The organism is Hippea sp. KM1 (assembly GCF_000526195.1).
In the GTDB taxonomy this organism is placed as follows: Bacteria; Campylobacterota_A; Desulfurellia; order Desulfurellales; family Hippeaceae; genus Hippea.
This window is the reverse complement of the sequence record NZ_JAFP01000001.1, coordinates 56,539-75,199: the sequence shown is the minus strand read 5'-3', so window position 1 is coordinate 75,199 and position 18,661 is coordinate 56,539. Positions and strand designations below refer to the sequence as shown.

The following is an 18,661-nucleotide window of genomic DNA, read 5'->3' as shown; positions in this document are numbered from 1 at the left end:
ATTTCACTCCATAACATCAACAAAAGCGTTGATTAGAACTGTATTCCTATTGAGGTTGTATTCCCTCAATGTCTTCACATACTCAAACAGCCTTTCTGCCTTCTCGGCTCTGCCTGCCTTTATCAAAACCCTTATAAGCGACTCAAGGGCCGCAATAATATCATCCTTCTCCTTCAAAGAAAAAAGATACCCAAACAACCTATCGGCATCATCGACAATGCCCAAATCAAGCCCTGTCTCAGCAGTGGGCTTAAACGAAACCCTCTGGCAACGGGAATATATCGTATCCAGCAGCTCATCTGGCTTATAAAACACAAACCAGCACAGCGGCGGTGGCTCCTCTGTCAACTTGAGCATGGCGTTCTGGGCATCAAAACCCACACTGCCTATAACAAAGCCGATTCTATCGCTGTGGTGGACGGTGGATAGCTCCTTTATCCTCCTGACATCGTCTATCTTCAACTGCTCATACTCAAACACCCTATCCACACCCAGCCCCTTTATAAACTCCAAGGCCTTCTGGCTATCGGCACCCTCTAAGATAAAGGATCTAAAGCGGTCTAAATCCTTCTCCATACACCCAAAACCCTATCAAACACACCCTCTATCGAGCCGCTGCCGTCTATTAAGTAAAAGCCTTTTTCCATTTTGGACAACTCAAGATAGCCATCCCTCACCCGCCTGAAGAAATCCTCGCTTTTGGATTCGATGCTGTCCGGTTTTCTTAGCCTCCGTTTCATCTCATCAATGGCAATATCTATAAAAAAGACAACATCGGGCTTTAAGCCCCCTGTGGCAATCTCGTTGGCCTTTTTCAAAAAATCCACATCCACGCCTATGCCAAACCCCTGATAGGCTATGGTGGAATAGAGACTCCTGTCGCTTACAACAATGAGCCCTTCATTCAAAGCCTGTCTTATTTTAGCAATGCCCTGCGCCCTGTCTGCCAAAAACAGAAAGAGCTTTGCTTTATCCGTTAGGTTGCTGTTTAGAAGCAGATCCCTAAAAACCTCAACCGACGGCTCTTTGGTAAAATAGACGCCATACCCTTCCCTTTTTAGGAAAGACACAAACAACTCGGCCTGCGTTGATTTTCCACAGCCGTCTATCCCCTCAAAGGCTATATATTTACAACAGCTCTTTGGGTGCTTTCTTTGGTGCATATATGCTCTTTCCTATTATCTTTATCATCTCGCTCCAGCCGGTGCTATCGTCTATTTTAGCATCCAAAACGGGCTGCATCCTCGAATCCATCATATCTATCATGTTTATCAAAACAGCTTCCCTGGTCTTGGGTTTTTTTGGTGAACCGTATTCGTATTCACCGTGATGGGCGAGTATACAGTGCAATAGATTCAACTTCTTCTCCTGGCTCAAAACATTCAACCTCTCGATAACATTCTGAACAATCGTATAGCCGATGATTATATGACCGATGAGCTTGCCCTCCGTTGTATAGTTGAATGTGGTTGCATCAAGCTCATAAACCTTGCCTATATCGTGCAGCAGCGCACAACTTACCAACAAATCCCTATCCACTCCATCGTAATCCTTAGCAAGCTCTGAGGCAATCTTGCCCACAGAAACGGTATGCTCAATAAGCCCGCCAACATAAGCATGGTGCATGGTCTTTGCCGCTGGCGCCTTGCTGAATCGCTCTAAAAAATCGTCCTTCAGAAAGACCTCCTCAAGCACCTTCTTAAGCCCTGTATGCTTAACGCTATCGATTAGACCTAAAAGCTCCTCTTGAAGCTTGTTTATATCCCTTTTGGTTGAAGGCAAAAAGGCGCTTTTGTCCACCTCCTTCTCATCCAGCCTCTCAAGGTCCTTTATAATCACCTGCCAGTTGTCGTTGTAATAGTTGCTCTCGCCCTTTATCTTAACAAAATCGCCTGCCTCGAACCTATCCTTCAGATGCAGTAGGTTATTCCAAATCTTGGCATCGATTATACCCGTTTTGTCCTTTAGCTTAAGCCCCACATACTCATCACCGTTTCTTGCCTTGAGTATGTGTTTTTCAGAGACCAAAAAGGTCTCTCCCTCTATCTTTTTTAGCTTTCTCTGCTTTATCGCCTCAATGCAGTCATACATAGCGCCCCTCCATATTCTTGCCCATAAAAGATATATGAATAGGGTCGCATTTTCAAGAAACTTCTTGCTAAAAATCGTTTTTTTTGTATAGTTAATTAGGTATGTGTTGCGGTTTATTTGCATTAAACAAAAGGAGAAAGCTATGCGCTTGAGAATGTTAATTATTGCTGTGGTGATACTATTTATAAGTCCGCTATCCGAGGCACAGCTGGTGGACAAAATTATAGCAACGGTAAACGGCAAACCCATAACAACATACGAGCTGCAAAACCTGGCTGGATTTTACAGAACACACAACATAAAAGAACTCCTAAACAGCGTAATAGATGACTATTTGATAGAGCAGTATGCAAAGAGTATGGGTATAGAGGTGCAGGACAAAGACATAGAAAAATACATGGAGAACATGGCCCATGCCAACAACTTAAGCATGGATGAGTTTTTGCAGAAGCTGAAGGAAAACCACATAGATTTAGAGTATTACAAAAAGGGCGTTATGCTGAAGTTATACAGGATAAAGTTTGCAAGAAGGCTGTTTTTGGGCTCTGTTAGGGTCAGTGATGAGGATGTGGAAAACTATTACAAGTTGCACAAGGATCAGTTTAAAAATTACAGCAAGGTGCTAAAGCTGGACATTCTGACGATGAACGATAAAAAAACGGCCGAGGCTGTGTATAGGCAACTAAAGAACAACAAAACATTCGAATCCATCAAAACCGAAAACAAAGCAGTAAGAGAGGAGATCAGGCAAATTCCCATAAACGCACTCAACCCATACCTGCAGAGTAAGCTGTTAAGCCTAAAACCCGGTGAATATACAGACATCATAGAGTCAGACGGTAGGTATTACATAGTGAAGCTATTAAAGATCCAGAGCGGGGATAACCTAAAGGAAGACATAAGAAACATACTCATCGATCAGAGGGTTTCTGCAAAGCTAAAGAGCTGGCTGAAGATGGTCAGGGCCAGATCCGACATAGAAGTATTCTCAAAATGAGGCTGGATCAATTCCTCAAAGAGACAAGGATAATAAAGAGGCGCACGCTGGCAAAGCAGATGTGCGACGACGGCTTTGTTATGGTAAACTCAAAGAAGGCCAAGGCCTCGTATGAGCCCAAAGAGGGCGATGTGATCGAGATATACTTCAAACAGAAGAAGGCAAGATACAGGGTTGAGTCCATCCCGCAGAAGGGCACAAAAAAGGCAGAGGCAATAAATTACTATACCATGTTGGGTGAGGAGTATTATGAGTGATAACAGACCCATTATTGGCGTTAGTATGGGTGATCCTGCAGGCATAGGCGTTGAGGTAATCCTAAAACACATGATCTATGAGTTAACATCCAAATACAGGCTTGCTATTTTTGGCAACTCAGACATATTCGAATACTATATGGACAAATTCAATCTCGCACTCAACATAAACCCCATAGATGATCCGTCAAACATAGGCAAAGATTACAAAGACGGTGAGTTAAACATCGTGGAGATTACCGATTTTGACCCCAAAAACCTAAAAATCGGCACGATAGACCCAGAATGCGGCAGGGTTGCCTATGAGAGCTTTACAAAGACCATAGATGCAGCCTTAAAGGACCACATAGACGCCATAGTGACAGCACCCATAAACAAGGAGGCAATGAACCTGGCGGGTTTTAAATATCCCGGCCATACAGAGATATTGGCAGAAAAGACAAAGGTAAGAGACTTTGTTATGATGCTGGCCGCCAAGCGCTTCAGAATAGCGCTTGTTACGACACATGTTGCCTTAAGGGATGTGCCAAAACTCATAACAAAGGAGAGGGTCTTAAAGACGATAAGGATAGTAAATCAAGACCTAAAGAAGTGGTTTGGTATCAAATCGCCAAAGATAGCCGTTGCCAGCCTAAACCCCCACAACTCAGAAGGCGGCATGATGGGGGATGAGGAGGAGAAACACATAAATCCGGCTATAAAAGAGGCCCAGTCCGAAGGCATAGCGGTGGAAGGCACATTTTCCGCCGATACGCTCTTTGTAAAGGATAGGCGGGGCAAATACGACTGCTTCATAAGCATGTATCACGACCAGGGGTTGGCCGTTTTAAAGGCGCTCTATTTTGACACAAGCGTCAACATAACACTCGGCATCCCCATTATCAGGACATCACCCGACCACGGGACGGCTTTTGATATTGCAGGCAAGTTCATAGCCGATCACAAGAGCTTCTCAGAGGCCGTAAGGCAGGCATACAGAATGTCTCGATGGAAGCAAAAAAACAGTTAGGGCAACACTTTCTAATAAACAAGGGAGTTGCCCATAAAATATCACAGCGGCTTACTAATGCAGAACTGATTGTTGAAATCGGAGGAGGAAGGGGGGCGCTTACCGAGGAGTTAGCAAAACTCAAAAAAACCGTTGTGGTTGTGGAGTTCGATAGGCAGCTTGCCCTCTTTTTAAAGGAGAGATTCAAAAACGAGGGTAATGTTTATATCGTATTGGGGGATGGAAGGGATACGAAGCTAAAGAAAAACGCCTGGGTTTGCGGCAATTTACCCTATAATGTCTCCAAACCCATAATAAAGAATTTCGTTATGCAGAAGGAATTAATAGAGAGAATGGTTTTTATGGTTCAAAAAGAGGTGGCAGAGGTTATCTGCGCAAAAGCATCAACCCCGTCTTTTAACAAGTTTTCCGTTCTAAGTCAGCTATTCTATCACACACAAAGGCTATTCGATGTAAAACCCGGCTCGTTTAGCCCAAAACCGAAGGTTAACTCAACCGTTGTGGAATTCAGAAGGAAGGAGCATCTGCCCGATATAGACAAATCGTTCTTTTCGTTTTTAAATCAACTCTTTTACTTTCCCAGAAAGACGGTAAAGAACAACTTAAGGATAGAGTTGGACGATGAGGTCGCAAGAAAAAGACCGTCCGATTTAACCATTGAAGAAATGATAGGGATTTGGAGTGAAAAATGGCAGAATTCGTAAATATTGTTGCATTAGGGGGTTTAGACGAGATAGGCCTAAACTCAACGGTATTTGAGACAGAAAACGACATGGTATTAATCGATGCCGGCCTAATGTTTCCAGAAGAGGACATGCTGGGCGTTGACATCGTCATTCCCGATTTTAGCTATATCTATGAAAATAAAGATAAGCTCAAGGCTTTGATTCTAACCCATGCGCATGAGGACCATGTAGGGGCAATACCCTATCTATTGCAGAACCTCAACATACCCATATACGGCACAAAATTGACACTGGGCCTTGTGAAGGCAAAACTAAAGGAGTTCAACATAACCAATGTAAAATTCATAGAGATAGAACCGTCAAGGAAGTTCCGGATTGGCGATTTCGAGATAGAACCCATAAGGACAACCCACTCCATCGTTGACGGCGTTGGCTTTGCCATAACAACGGATGTGGGCGTTATCATACATACGGGCGATTTTAAGATAGACCAGACACCGGTGGACGGAAAACCATTTGATATGCTGAAGTTCTCCGAATACGGCTCAAAGGGTGTAAAACTGCTTTTAAGCGATAGCACAAATGCCACGGTAAGGGGATTTACAGGCTCAGAAAAGGAGATAAAGAAGGGCTTTTTGAGTATATTCTCATCTGCCAAAGGCAGGATATTGGTCGTGACCTTCGCATCCAACATACACAGAATCCAGCAGGTGGTAAATACAGCCATAGAAACCAACAGAAAGGTCTGCATCACGGGCAAGAGCATGCTCCAGAATGCAACAATCGCAAGGCAGTTGGGGTATCTAAACATACCCCAGGAGGTCTTGATCTGCGAGGATGAACTCTCCAAATTTGCGGATAACGAGGTAATCATAGTCACGACAGGCTCCCAGGGGGAGCCCATGAGCGGATTGTCGAGGATAGCCTTAGGTGAGCATAAAAACATAAAGATAAAACCCACCGATACGGTGGTTATATCGGCCAAGGCCATACCGGGGAACGAAAGGGCCATCCTGAAGATAATAAACACCCTATCCAGAAAAGGCGCTCGAGTGTTCTATGAGGGCAATTCCAATGTCCATGTATCGGGTCATGCATCGCAGGAGGAGTTAAAGCTCATGATAAACATGGTAAGGCCGCAATACTTCATGCCCATACACGGCGAATACATGATGAGGAAACAACACTCAACGATAGCAGAGGAGTTAGGCATACCGCCACGCAACATCTTCACCATAGACAACGGTGATGTGCTGACGCTTACAAAGAACGACGCTAAGGTCACAGACAAAATACGCACCGGCAGGGTATTTGTTGACGGTAAGGGCGTGGGCGATATAGAAGATGTGGTAATAAGGGACAGGATAAAGCTATCAACGGACGGCTTTGTTGTGGTTATCGTAACGGTAAGCAATACAACAGGCGAGCTATTAAGCGATCCAGAGATCATAACAAAGGGCCTTCTGTATGAGGAAAAATCCCAAAAGCTGCTGCATGAGGCCACAATGATGGTCAAAAACCTCATAAACCAAAGCGGTGTTGACCTAAAAACCGACGCCTATGAGATAAAAAAGAAGATCAGAAAGGCAATGAACAAGTTTTTACACAAAAAGCTCATGAGAAGCCCCATGGTGCTGCCCATTATCATGGAGATTTAGCATGAGAAGAGTCAGCGGTTTCGTTCTGTTTGTCCTTTTTGTTTCCTTGATACTGTTCCTTGCGCTAATCTCATACAACTTTGGTGATGTGTTCTATCCGCACACCAGGATAAGGAACTTCATAGGGCTTTTTGGCGCCAATGTCTCATACTTCATCTTAAACAGATTTGGCATAGCGGGCTATCTTGCTCCGCTCCTTCTTGCCTTAAGCTCCTTCTCCTATCTAAAAAGCCCGTTGAAATTTGGAAGGAGCGTAATATTCTGGATCATATTTTTGATACTGTTTGATATTATACTGTATGCCTTGATAGGCATAAACAGAGCTAACTTAACAAGAAACGGCTTCTTTCTCTGCGGTGCTTTGGGTTATATGCTGGGCTCCTCGGTGGAGTTCTTCTTGGGCAAGATAGGCACATTCCTGATCGTTTTGCCTGTATCTTTGGGGGCGCTATACCTAAGCCAGAAGGAGTTTATTTCAACCATAATCCAGAAGATACCACACAAGAGCAAAGCTATAGAAAAACCCAAGGAGCAAGCCAGCTCAAAAAAAAAAGTTAAAATAGAGCCACCCGAGGAGGAAAACCCGAAAGAGCAGCCGCAGCAGGCAGAGGAAAACCGCACCCAGGATTCAAAACCCGTCCAGGAAGACAAAACAGATACACCCTTTGAGATAGACACCCAATACCTGAAAAACAAAAAAGAAGAAACACTTGACCAAATACAGACAAAAACAGAAGACGGATACACATTCCCGCCTATTGACCTATTGGATGAACCCCTAAAGGTGGGGGATGATGAACTAAACAGGGAAGAGATAGAGGAAAACGCCAGAAAACTCGAGGAAAAGCTCAAGCACTTCGGCGTTGAGGGTAAGGTTGTCAGCGTAAAGCCGGGGCCTGTGGTTACGATGTATGAATTCAGGCCCAAATCCGGCATTAAGATAAGCAAAATAGCCAACCTATACAACGATCTGGCGCTGGCCATGGAGGCCATGTCGGTAAGGATCATAGCGCCAGTGCCGGGCAAGGCGGTCGTAGGCATAGAGATATCCAACAGAAACAGGCAGACCGTATTCATGAGGGAGATCTTATCGTCCAAGACATTTATCAACTCATCATCCAAGCTAACCTTGGGGCTTGGCAAGGATACGGTGGGAAGCCCCTTCGTTGCAGACCTGACCAGGATGCCCCATCTGCTGATAGCAGGTGCAACAGGCTCAGGCAAAAGCGTCTCACTGAACACCATGATAATAAGCATACTCTATAAGGCCAAGCCGGATGAGGTTAAGTTTGTTATGATAGACCCCAAGATCTTAGAGCTTTCCATATACGACGGCATACCGCACATGATGATGCCGGTTGTAACCGATCCAAAAGAGGCCGCAGCAGCCCTAAGCGCACTGATAAACGAAATGGAAACCCGATACAAGATCATGTATGAAGCGGGCGTCAGAAACATCGAGGGATTCAACAAAAAGGCAAAGGCGAATCAAATCGACTATCCACCCATGCCCTATATCGTTGTTGTGGTTGATGAGCTTGCCGACCTCATGATGACATCGGGCAAGAAGGTGGAGATGTATATCGAAAGACTGGCGCAAAAGGCCAGGGCAAGCGGCATACACATGATCGTCGCCACGCAAAGGCCCAGTGTTGATGTGGTGACGGGCCTGATTAAGGCCAACTTCCCTGCAAGGATATCGTTTAAGGTCACATCCAAGGTCGACTCAAGAACGATCCTTGACACCCAGGGTGCAGAAGCCCTGCTCGGCAGGGGTGATATGCTGTTTATGCAGCCCGGCTCATCAACATTAGAGAGAATCCATGGCGCATTCATCAGCGATAACGAAATCAAACGCATTACGGATTTTGTGAAATCCCAGGGCGAACCGGAATACAACGAGGAGTTGATGGAGGCCACAAAAGAGGTGAGCCAAATAGACGACGATGAGGAGTTAGACCCCATGTTTGATGAGGCCGTGCAGATCATAAAAGAGGGCGGAAACCCCAGCATATCTTACTTGCAGAGGCGATTGAAAATAGGATACAATAAAGCTGCAAGAATTGTTGAACAGATGGAAAAAAAAGGTATACTATCAAAACCCGATCACAGGGGAAAAAGGGAAATCCTGATTTAGGAGGGCTTTTAAAATGGCTCTTATTGTTCAGAAATACGGTGGGACAAGCGTTGGGTCCTTAGAGAGAATCAGAATTGTGGCCCAGCATATCAAGGAGACAGCAGACAAAGGCAATAAGGTAGTCGCCATAGTATCGGCTATGGCAGGCGAAACAGATAAATTAATCAAGATGGCCAAGGAGCTATCCGACCGCCCAAGTGAAAGGGAGATGGACCTGCTCCTATCAAGCGGCGAGCGCATATCCAGCGCTCTGGTGGCCATAAGGCTCAATGCCATAGGGGCAAAGGCCGTGGCCATGACAGGAAGACAGTGCGGCATAATAACCGATGAGGTCCATACCAAGGCAAGGATAAAATCCATCAATACAGAGAACATCATGAAGCATTTGGACGACGGCGAGATAGTGATCGTTGCAGGATTCCAGGGGATAAGCCATACAACGGGTGATGTCACAACCCTGGGAAGGGGTGGCTCAGACACAACGGCTGTGGCCATAGCCGCAGCGCTTAAGGCCGATGTATGCGAGATATACACCGATGTTGATGGCATATACACAGCAGACCCAAGGATAGTCAAAAACGCAAGGAAGCTGGATAAGATAAGCTATTCTGAGATGATGGAGCTTGCAAGTTTGGGTGCTAAGGTCTTACAGATACGCTCCGTTGAGTTTGGTATGAAGTATAATGTTCCTATAATGGTGCTTTCCAGCTTTACCTTCAATCCAGGGACATTAGTAACAAAGGAGGATAAGGAAATGGAGAAGATCGTTGTTTCCGGCATAGCTCAGGATAAGAATCAGGCGAGACTTAAGATAAACAAGGTTGAAGACAGACCCGGCGTTGCTGCCAAGATATTTGAAGAGATAGCCGCAAACAACATAAATGTCGACATGATCGTTCAGAATGTTAGCGATGACGGAAAAACCACGGATATTTCCTTTACCGTTCAGAGGGATGAGGCGGATAAGGCGTTTGATGTATTAAAGAGACTGGCCGAGGAGCTAAAAGCCGGTGAGGTTAGCATAAACAAGGATGTCGCCAAGGTCTCCGTTGTCGGTGTGGGTATGAGGTCTCATCCGGGCGTTGCTGCCAAGATGTTTGAGACATTGGCAAGGGAGAACATAAACATAAGGGCTATATCGACCTCAGAGATAAAGATATCGTGTCTGATTGATGAAAAATACACAGAGCTTGCCGTAAGATCCCTGCATGAAGCATTTGGTCTTGATAAAGAATAGGAGGATACGATGTTTTTGCTGGACTTTGAAAAACCCATCTATGAGATAGAGGAGCAGATAGAAAACCTAAAGAAGATGGCAGAAGAGCGGGGATTGGATGTAAAACAGGAGATAGAACAGTTAGAAAACAAGAAAAACCAGATACTCAAGAAGGAGTTTGAGAACCTCTCCATAGACAAGATTATAAAGATCGCAAGACACCCAAACAGGCCTTATACATTGGATTATATCGAGCGTATAATTGACGATTTTACAGAGGTGCACGGCGATAGGCACTTTGCAGACGATAAGGCCATCGTGGCCGGGTTTGGATATTTAGACGGACAAAGGGTGGCAATCATCGGCCATCAGAAGGGTAAAAACACAAAGGACAACCTATACAGAAACTTCGGCATGGCCAACCCGGAGGGATACAGGAAATCCCAGAGGATCATGAAGCTGGCCGAAAAGTTCAATATGCCCATAATAACATTTGTCGACACACCCGGCGCATATCCAGGCATTGGGGCTGAGGAGAGGGGACAATCCGAGGCCATAGCGGTAAACTTATACACCATGTTCAAGGTGAGCGTGCCTGTGGTTAGCATCATAACCGGCGAGGGTGGCTCAGGCGGTGCTTTGGCTATAGCTGTGGGTGATAGGATAGGCATGCTTGAGTTTTCCATATACGGGGTCATATCGCCTGAGGGGTGCTCATCGATCCTATGGAGGGATGCCAGCCACTCCATTGAGGCAGCCAAAGCCATGAAGGTAACGGCCAAGGATCTGTATGAACTTGGCGTGATCGATGAGATAATCAAAGAGCCCATAGGCGGCGCTCACAGGAATTACGATGAGATGGCAAACAGGGTAAAGGGGTTCATAACAAAGAGCCTCGGAGAGCTTACAAAACTCTCCAAGAAAAAGCTGCTTGCCAAGAGATGGGAAAAATGGAGAAAGATGACAACGCAGTTTCTATAGAGCTCTCTCGCTTAAGGGATAAGATAAGCGATATAGACAAAAGAATCATAGAGCTATTGGAAGAAAGGGCGAATCTTGTAAAGGAGGTGGGCAGGATCAAGCGCAAACACAACCTGCCCTTTTACTCACCCGACAGGGAGACAAAGATCTATAAGATGATAGAGGCCTATGCCAAGGAGGAATTCCCCATAAAGAGCCTAAAGACGATATTCAGGGAGATAATGAGCGCATCTATAAGGCTTGAGGAGCCTTTAACGATAAGCTATTTAGGCCCTGAGGCCACATTCACCCACCAGGCGGCCATTGAGCGGTTCGGTCTATCGTTGCACTATGTCCCTGAGGAGTCGATAGAGGATGTCTTCATGGATGTGGAGCACGATAGGGCAGATTTTGGCGTTGTGCCTATAGAAAACTCCATCGAGGGGGTTGTGCATTACACACTGGATATGTTTATAGAATCCTCCGTCAAGATCGTCTCTGAGATATACATAGACATCAAGCATAACTTGCTCTCAAAGGCCACCAATCTACAGCAGATAAAGGCCATATACTCACACCCCAACGCCTTGGGTCAGTGTAAGAACTGGATAAAGAAACACCTGCCCAATGTCCCCTTATTTGAAACCGTATCAACGGCCAAGGCGGCAAAGATAGCAGAAAAAGACGAAACGGCCGCAGCCATAGCATCCAGGGCGGCAAGCGAGATTTACGGATTGAATGTTCTGGCAAGCGGCATTGAGGATAGAACCAACAACATAACGAGGTTTCTGGTAATCGGCAAAAAGATACCCTCAAAAACCGGCAACGATAAAACATCATTCATGTTTTCCATCAGGGATAAGGTCGGGGCTTTGTATGAGATACTGCAGCCGTTTTATCAGAACAAGATAAACCTGACCCGTATAGAATCCAGACCGTCCAGGGAGAAGAACTTTTCATACATATTCTATGTGGATGCTGAGGCTCATATAGAGGATCAGAAACTAAGGGATGCACTCTCAAGGATAGAGCCACTGACCGTATTCTTGAAGATCTTGGGCTCATACCCCAAAGACCAGCGTTTATCTGTATAGCCTAACAAAGGCCTCTATACCCCTTGCTATACCCCTTGCCAACTCCCTTTTAAAGGAATCCTTATGGAGATACACCGCATCAACAGGGTTGTTAATGAATGCCGTCTCTATAAGAATGGATGGACATCTGGTGCCGACAAGCACATAAAACGGGGCCTGCCTAACACCCCTGCCCTTGTAGGTCTTATAGACCTTTCTGCCCCAGATCAGCATATCCCTATAGACCTTTGATGCCAGCACCTTGGAGTATTGGATCTTCTTTGTTTGTATCAGGGAGAGTATGATTTTATTCAAGTCCCCCAATTGGGATAGGCTCATCCCGTTTTCCCTTGCAGCCAAAGAAAGCGCCCTCTTGTCGGATGTGGTGTTTAGAAAGTAAACCTCAAGCCCCCTGGCGTTGTCTTTCCTCTTTGGCGAGTAATTGGCATGGATCGAGACAAAAACATCGGCCTTTACCCTGTTTGCCAGCTTCACCCTATCTGCCAATGTGGGATAGGTATCGCCCCGCCTTGTCATATAAACCTTATAGCCATCGGCTCTTAGAAAATCGGCCACATACCTGCCTATAAAAAGCACAACATCCTTCTCCTTATCCAACGGACCAATAGCGCCGGGGTCCTTACCGCCGTGTCCTGGGTCTATGACTATAACCGCCCTTCTCTTTTTGGGACTGACAATCAGGGGCTTGCCCTGTATTGGAGCGCTTTTTCTGTCTGCCTTTATCCTTACAACCAAAAACCTGCCGCCTTTGGATAGAACAAGTCGGAAGTGATAGGAATAGCCCTTGTCCATCTTGAAGAATATCCTCGTTTCACCCTTGATGATACGGGTTAGAATCCTTTTTATATAACCGCACGGTTTAAGGTCTGTCTCGACTGCTATAATCCTATTCGGAACCGCAATATACCAGTAATCGTCAGAAAGCCTGATAAACCTATAATGCCTTATGCCGCTAAAGGTCAAAATGACATTTTGAACACCATCCGATATCCTCAGACAGCCAAACCCCTTAAGCTTTACAAGGCCATCTGCCTGGGCTAACGATGCGTATAAAATAAACAGGATTAGAACAACGAACCGCCTCATGGGTCTATTTATAGCCTATTTTGACCAAAATTGCCAAATTTCTTGCTTTTGATGGCCTAAATTATTATAGTTAGGCAGGGGGATTTATGAGGGTTTTAGGCATAGACTATGGAACAAAAAAGATAGGCATAGCCATAAGCGATCAGACAAACACGATAGCCTTACCGCATGGGGTGATCGATGCAGATGAGGAATGCTTCAGCAAGATAGAAGAGATAGTAAGGGAAAACAACATAACAAGGATCGTTGTTGGCATGCCCATAACGCTAAAAGGTGAGAAGGGCAAAAGGGCGCTTGAGACCGAAGGCTTCATAGAGGAGCTATCCAACAGGATAGGCGGCGTGGAGATTATCGAGTGGGATGAGAGGATGTCGACGCGGTTTTCCGAAAGGATACTAAACAAGGCAAACATCAAGGGCAGGAAGAACAAAAAGAAGGTAATAGACAAGATAGCGGCAACCTTCATCCTTCAAGGCTATTTAGATTCCCTGATATGAATTTTCTAAAGAAACTATTTATAGCCAACATATTCGTTCTGTTAATCGTTATAGCATTTGTAATCTTCACTATTTTTAAGTTTAACAGCTTCTTAAATTCCCCTCCATCCAACAAACACAAGCCCATATACATCGAGATACACAAGAACGAATCGGTGCGCTCAATAATAAAAAAGCTGAAATTTAGGGGGCTATTGAAGCGGGGCGACTGGTTTTATTACTATGTTAGACTAACGGGCAAGGCAAAACAGATCAAGGCGGGCGTCCACCTGTTTTACACAGACTCAACACCAAAACAGATCCTAAAAGAGCTTACCAATCCAGAGTTATACACAAAGAAGATCACCATACCCGAGGGATGGACAATCCGCAAAATAGCAAAGCTTTTAAGCAAAAAGGGCTTTGACGGCCAGGGGCTGCTTGCCCTATCGGATAACCAGAGCTTCATAAAGCAGTGCGCCCGTTATGGGGCCAAAACCTTAGAGGGTTTTTTATACCCCGACACATACTATATAGCCATAGGGGAAAAAACGGCCACCATAGCCGGCTTGATGTGCAGGAGGTTTGCTGAGGTATTTAGAGACATAACCGGCAAGGATAAATTCAGCAAAGACGATTACGACAAACTCATCATAGCCTCCATCATACAAAAAGAGGCAACAAGGATAAAGGATATGCAACTGGTGGCGGGCGTGATATACAACAGGCTCAAAAAACGCATGCCGCTTCAGATGGACTCAACCACAAGCCTGACCAGGCCGTTTAACACATACAAACGCAGGGGATTGCCCGTTGCGCCGATCTGCAACCCTGGAAGTGATGCCCTATTTGCGGCATACAACCCCAAACCGACCGATTATCTCTATTTCATCTCCAAAAGGAACGGCGAGATGGTGTTCAGTAAAACACTAAAAGAACACAACAGAAACATAAGGAAGTATCTAAAATGAATTTCTATATAAAAACCTTCGGCTGCCAGATGAACGAAAGGGATTCAGAGAAGGTCATAGGCATCTTGACTCAAAACGGCTGGAGGATGACGAGTGATATAAAAGAGGCAGACCTGATAATCGTAAACTCCTGTGCCGTCAGGGAGAAGGCCGAAAACAAGATTTACAGCGAGATAGGGAGATTAAAATTCAAAAATAGAAACGCAACCGTTGTGGCTATGGGCTGCGTTGCCCAGATAAATTATGAAAAGCTAAGCAGGGTAGCACACATCGTCATAGGCACAAACACGATAGATGAGTTTTACAACATAGCAAAAAACCCGCAAAAGGGGGTTTTTATCAAGGAGAGGATGGACAACCCCGATTATATCTTTCCCCACACAAAAAGCGTAAGCGCATTTGTTGATATTATGTATGGTTGCAACAACTTCTGCACCTATTGCATTGTGCCCTTCACAAGGGGAAGGGAGATATCCCGAAAAAAAGAGGCAATAATCGATGAGATAAAAAAGCTGATAGATAACGGCACCAGGGAGGTTATGCTGCTTGGACAGAATGTAAACTCATACGGCAAGGGATTGAATTATAGCTTTGTGGATCTGCTCTATGAGGTAAACAAGTTAGAAGGCCTAAAGCGCATACGGTTTACCACCTCTCACCCAAAGGACTTCTCAAAGGAACTAATCGAGGCCATGAGGGATTTAGATAAGGTTTGCGAACACATACACCTGCCTATACAATCCGGATCGAACAAGATATTGAAACTAATGAGGCGGGGTTACACAAAAGAGGAATACTTAGAAAAGGTTATGATGTTTAAGGAGATGATACCCCAAGGCTCAATAACCACCGATATAATTGTGGGTTTTCCGCAAGAGACAGAAGAAGACTTCCTACAAACGGTCGAGGTGGTAAAGACGGTTGAATACGACACATCGTTCTCGTTCAAATACTCCAAAAGACCACTAACAAAAGCCAAAGACATGGAGGGTCAGATAGACGAAGAAACCAAACTAAATCGCCTAAACCACCTGCAACAGTTGCAGGCTCAAATAACACAAAAGAAGCTTAAGGATTATGTGGGCAGGATAGTCGAGGTGCTCGTTGAGGGCAAGGCCAAGAAAGAGGGCATGCTTGCAGGCAGAAACAGGCAAAACATAGTTGTCAATTTCGACTTTAGGGATAATATTAAAGCAGGCGATTGTTTGAGGGTTAAGATAACAAAGGCCCTTAAACACTCACTGATAGGAGAAATCACTGAAGGGGTTGGCAATGATTGAGCTTCAAATAACCGATGTTGAATTGGGCAGTGGCGGTGGTGATGTCTATTGCCAGGACATGGACGGCTTCTATTACAAGTTTCCCATCGATTACTCAAAGGCCAAGTTCATATCGCTTCTGATGCACGGCGTTTATGTGCCTTCCGATGGCATCTATGAGCTGGTTTTAAAGCTTTTGGCCTCGCTTGGATACTCCATCGATGCCATCGTAATCCTCGACGGATACAAAAACAAGGCTGCGATAAGGGTGGTCAACCCGCACTCAGAGGTAAAATACCTGCCTATAAGCATAGAGGATGGCCTGGTTTTGGGTGTTTTGGCGAATGCCCCTTTTTACATAAAAAGGGAGGCATGCTTCTTAGAGGTCGAAACCATCGAGGATTCCCTCTGGTATAGGCTTCTAAAAGAACTGGATTTATGCTAATCAGAGAGATACTGGAGAAAATAGAGGAAGATACCCTCCACGGGGCTGCTTTTTTATCAAAAAACGCAACAAGGCCCAAGGGGGATGAAAAAGACGATGTAAGAACCGACTTCATGAGGGATAGAGACAGGATCATCCACTCCAAGGCCTTCAGGAGGCTCAAACACAAAACGCAGGTGTTCTTCTCACCAAGCGGAGACCACTACAGAACCCGCATGACCCATACGCTTGAGGTGTCTCAAATCGCACGCACCATAGCCAAAGCGCTCCTTCTAAACGAAAGCCTTACAGAGGCCATAGCATTGGGGCATGATTTAGGGCATACGCCGTTTGGGCATGCAGGCGAGAAGATACTAAACGAAAAATCGAAAAAGGGGTTTAAACACTGGGTTCAAAGCCTCCGCGTGGTTGATGTTATAGAAAAGGACGGCCAGGGGCTAAACCTGACCAATCAGGTAAGGGACGGTATACTGAAACACTCAAAGGGCAGGGGCGATATAATACCAAAAGACAAAACGCACCTTGCCAAAACGCTCGAGGGTCAAATCGTCCGCATAGCAGACATCATAGCCTATGTTAACCACGATATAGACGATGCCATAAGAGCGGGCATAATAGAAAACAACAATATACCCAAAGATATACTGGATGAGCTGGGTGATACACATGCAAAAAGGATAGCCACAATGGTTAAAAGCGTGATACGCTCAACACAGCAGAACAACTATGCGTTCATATCGATGGAAGAGGAAAAACTCCAGGCGCTGGATGCCTTGAGGGACTATCTGTTTGAGAATGTCTATTTAAGCGAGAATGTTATGAACGAGGTAAACAAGGCCTCAAAGATCATAAGCGACCTGTTCGACTATTTTATGGAGAACCCGCAAAAGATAAAGAAACACTTTTCAGACGATACAGAGACGGTCGTTGTCGATTATATTTCTGGCATGACAGATAGATTTGCGCTAAACTTATACCAGCAGATATTCTTACCGAAACCGTGGGAGGGGGGTAGTGTTAGCTTCTGATGTTTTAAACAGGATAGCGGATGAATTCGATACAACAGAGGTGTTTTTAGAAGAATCAAAAGAGGAGGGGTTTGAGCTAAAAAACGCAAAGGACTTCTCCAAGCAATTAACGCAAAAAAGGGGTATAGGTATAAGGGCAGTTAAGAACAACAAGCTGATCTTTGGATACACAAGCCTAACCGATAAGCCCAATTTAGATCAGATAATAGACGATTTGAAAAAGGCAAGCAGGATCGTCAAGGATGTGGATGCCAAAACCATTCCACAAACAAGCACAACAATAGAAGAAAAGGCCAAAAAGATAGAACTGGATGAGAAACTCATAAAGGACAAGCTAAACGAGATCTCCTCAAATGCCATGGGTTTTGACAAAAGAATCAAAGAGGTAAAATCCGCATCGATAGGCACATACTCAGTAAATGTTCAGATAGCAAACAGCTACGGTTTAAACGCCTCATACAGCAAGACGCATGTATCCTCAGCCATAGAGGTGCTTGCAGAGGATAAGATATCGGATTTAGGCTATTACGCCTTGGATGGCGATAGCCTGGAAGCAATAGACTTTGACTTTTTATACAAAAAGGCCTCAAGCCTGGCAATAAACAAGCTCTATCCAACATCCATCGACACAAAAAAATACAGTATAATCATATCCAACAACACATTCAGGGATATACTGGCCCACTTTATCGGTGCATTTAACGCCTATTCGGTTATAAACCAAACAACGCCTTTTGAGGATAAGCTGAACGAGCAGGTATTCTCAGAAAACATAACGATCATAGACGCCAAACGGATAGAAAGGCGCCCCAATTCCATGCAGACAGACGATGAGGGGATAGAAAGAGCCGATACGGTTGTTGTTGAAAACGGCATACTCAAAACATTCCTCCACAATACATACACATCTAACAAGCTCAACATGCCAAACACATCAAACGCCAAAAGGGGCGGCTTTGATTCCATGCCAAAGGTTGGGCCATTCAACCTCTATATAAAACCCGACAAAGCAACGAGCAGGGATAGGCTTTTAAACATGATAGACGGCATCTATATCATCGATGTGATGGGGCTACACATGGCAAACCCCATAAGCGGCGACTTCTCCTTAGGCATAAACGGGTTTTTGGTTCACAACGGCGAGCTTGTAAGCTATTTCAAGGCAGCAACATTCGCAGACAACTTCTATGAGATAATAAAGCGCATCATAGCCATCTCAGACAACCTGTATTTCCTTGGCAGCATCGGCAGCCCCGATGTTGCTATAGCAGACTGCGTTATAGGTGGTTAA

The 18,661-nt window shown here is 45.0% G+C and carries 19 protein-coding genes; 15 read left to right on the top strand and 4 right to left on the bottom strand.

Going from position 1 to position 18,661, the window contains the following annotated elements; all coding sequences use genetic code 11:
• Positions 1–3: 3 nt before the first annotated feature.
• The 3 genes from D891_RS0100370 to D891_RS0100360 are packed head-to-tail and all read right to left on the bottom strand — an operon-like array spanning position 4 to position 2,091.
• On the bottom strand, positions 4–576 hold the full coding sequence (locus D891_RS0100370) for a hypothetical protein (RefSeq protein ID WP_025209070.1): 573 nt from the start codon (positions 574–576) through the stop codon (positions 4–6).
• The gene (tmk, locus tag D891_RS0100365; protein WP_025209069.1) at positions 561–1,163 is read right to left on the bottom strand and encodes a dTMP kinase; all 603 of its coding nucleotides are present in this window, start codon (positions 1,161–1,163) and stop codon (positions 561–563) included. Before tmk ends, D891_RS0100370 begins: the two co-directional genes overlap by 16 nt.
• On the bottom strand, positions 1,129–2,091 hold the full coding sequence (locus D891_RS0100360) for a 3'-5' exoribonuclease YhaM family protein (RefSeq protein WP_025209068.1): 963 nt from the start codon (positions 2,089–2,091) through the stop codon (positions 1,129–1,131). Before D891_RS0100360 ends, tmk begins: the two co-directional genes overlap by 35 nt.
• A 103-nt stretch (positions 2,092–2,194) precedes the next feature.
• Here D891_RS0100360 and D891_RS0100355 point away from each other — a divergent pair, with 103 nt between their 5' ends.
• From D891_RS0100355 to pheA, 9 genes are read left to right on the top strand one after another with little or no spacing between them, the layout of a single operon-like run.
• Entirely contained in the window at positions 2,195–3,088 is an 894-nt protein-coding gene (locus D891_RS0100355; RefSeq protein WP_269563559.1) for a peptidylprolyl isomerase, read from the top strand.
• Positions 3,085–3,345, top strand: a complete 261-nt coding sequence (locus tag D891_RS0100350; RefSeq protein WP_025209066.1) for an RNA-binding S4 domain-containing protein — start codon at positions 3,085–3,087, stop codon at positions 3,343–3,345. The genes D891_RS0100355 and D891_RS0100350 overlap by 4 nt, the downstream gene beginning before the upstream one ends.
• Entirely contained in the window at positions 3,338–4,354 is a 1,017-nt protein-coding gene (gene pdxA, locus D891_RS0100345; protein ID WP_025209065.1) for a 4-hydroxythreonine-4-phosphate dehydrogenase PdxA, read from the top strand. The genes D891_RS0100350 and pdxA overlap by 8 nt, the downstream gene beginning before the upstream one ends.
• Entirely contained in the window at positions 4,333–5,058 is a 726-nt protein-coding gene (rsmA, locus tag D891_RS09015) for a 16S rRNA (adenine(1518)-N(6)/adenine(1519)-N(6))-dimethyltransferase RsmA (protein ID WP_025209064.1), read from the top strand. Before pdxA ends, rsmA begins: the two co-directional genes overlap by 22 nt.
• Positions 5,043–6,698 (top strand): ribonuclease J, encoded by a 1,656-nt coding sequence (locus D891_RS0100335; protein WP_025209063.1) that lies wholly within the window; start codon positions 5,043–5,045, stop codon positions 6,696–6,698. The genes rsmA and D891_RS0100335 overlap by 16 nt, the downstream gene beginning before the upstream one ends.
• Before the next feature lies 1 nt (position 6,699).
• Positions 6,700–8,835 carry an FtsK/SpoIIIE family DNA translocase gene (locus tag D891_RS0100330; protein ID WP_025209062.1) on the top strand — a complete coding sequence of 712 codons (2,136 nt, stop codon included), beginning with the start codon at positions 6,700–6,702 and terminating at the stop codon, positions 8,833–8,835.
• Positions 8,836–8,848: 13 nt separating this feature from the next.
• Complete coding sequence (locus D891_RS0100325) at positions 8,849–10,072, top strand: aspartate kinase (RefSeq protein WP_025209061.1); 1,224 nt, start codon at positions 8,849–8,851, stop codon at positions 10,070–10,072.
• 9 nt (positions 10,073–10,081) lie between these two features.
• Positions 10,082–11,032 (top strand): acetyl-CoA carboxylase carboxyltransferase subunit alpha, encoded by a 951-nt coding sequence (locus D891_RS0100320; RefSeq protein WP_025209060.1) that lies wholly within the window; start codon positions 10,082–10,084, stop codon positions 11,030–11,032.
• On the top strand, positions 11,002–12,105 hold the full coding sequence (pheA, locus tag D891_RS0100315; protein WP_025209059.1) for a prephenate dehydratase: 1,104 nt from the start codon (positions 11,002–11,004) through the stop codon (positions 12,103–12,105). Before D891_RS0100320 ends, pheA begins: the two co-directional genes overlap by 31 nt.
• Here pheA and D891_RS09305 read toward each other — a convergent pair.
• Positions 12,094–13,191 carry an N-acetylmuramoyl-L-alanine amidase family protein gene (locus D891_RS09305; RefSeq protein WP_025209058.1) on the bottom strand — a complete coding sequence of 366 codons (1,098 nt, stop codon included), beginning with the start codon at positions 13,189–13,191 and terminating at the stop codon, positions 12,094–12,096. The genes pheA and D891_RS09305 overlap by 12 nt on opposite strands.
• 86 nt (positions 13,192–13,277) lie before the next feature.
• Here D891_RS09305 and ruvX point away from each other — a divergent pair, with 86 nt between their 5' ends.
• The 6 genes from ruvX to D891_RS09300 are packed head-to-tail and all read left to right on the top strand — an operon-like array spanning position 13,278 to position 18,661.
• A complete protein-coding gene (ruvX, locus tag D891_RS0100305; protein WP_025209057.1) occupies positions 13,278–13,688 on the top strand; it encodes a Holliday junction resolvase RuvX in 411 nt (136 codons plus the stop codon).
• Positions 13,685–14,638, top strand: coding sequence for an endolytic transglycosylase MltG (gene mltG / locus D891_RS0100300; RefSeq protein WP_025209056.1), 954 nt, complete (start codon positions 13,685–13,687; stop codon positions 14,636–14,638). Before ruvX ends, mltG begins: the two co-directional genes overlap by 4 nt.
• On the top strand, positions 14,635–15,918 hold the full coding sequence (miaB, locus tag D891_RS0100295; protein ID WP_025209055.1) for a tRNA (N6-isopentenyl adenosine(37)-C2)-methylthiotransferase MiaB: 1,284 nt from the start codon (positions 14,635–14,637) through the stop codon (positions 15,916–15,918). The genes mltG and miaB overlap by 4 nt, the downstream gene beginning before the upstream one ends.
• Positions 15,911–16,342: a hypothetical protein gene (locus tag D891_RS0100290; protein ID WP_025209054.1), complete on the top strand. Its 432-nt coding sequence runs from the start codon at positions 15,911–15,913 to the stop codon at positions 16,340–16,342. Before miaB ends, D891_RS0100290 begins: the two co-directional genes overlap by 8 nt.
• Positions 16,336–17,370, top strand: a complete 1,035-nt coding sequence (locus D891_RS0100285) for a deoxyguanosinetriphosphate triphosphohydrolase (RefSeq protein ID WP_025209053.1) — start codon at positions 16,336–16,338, stop codon at positions 17,368–17,370. The genes D891_RS0100290 and D891_RS0100285 overlap by 7 nt, the downstream gene beginning before the upstream one ends.
• Entirely contained in the window at positions 17,357–18,661 is a 1,305-nt protein-coding gene (locus tag D891_RS09300; protein ID WP_025209052.1) for a TldD/PmbA family protein, read from the top strand. The genes D891_RS0100285 and D891_RS09300 overlap by 14 nt, the downstream gene beginning before the upstream one ends.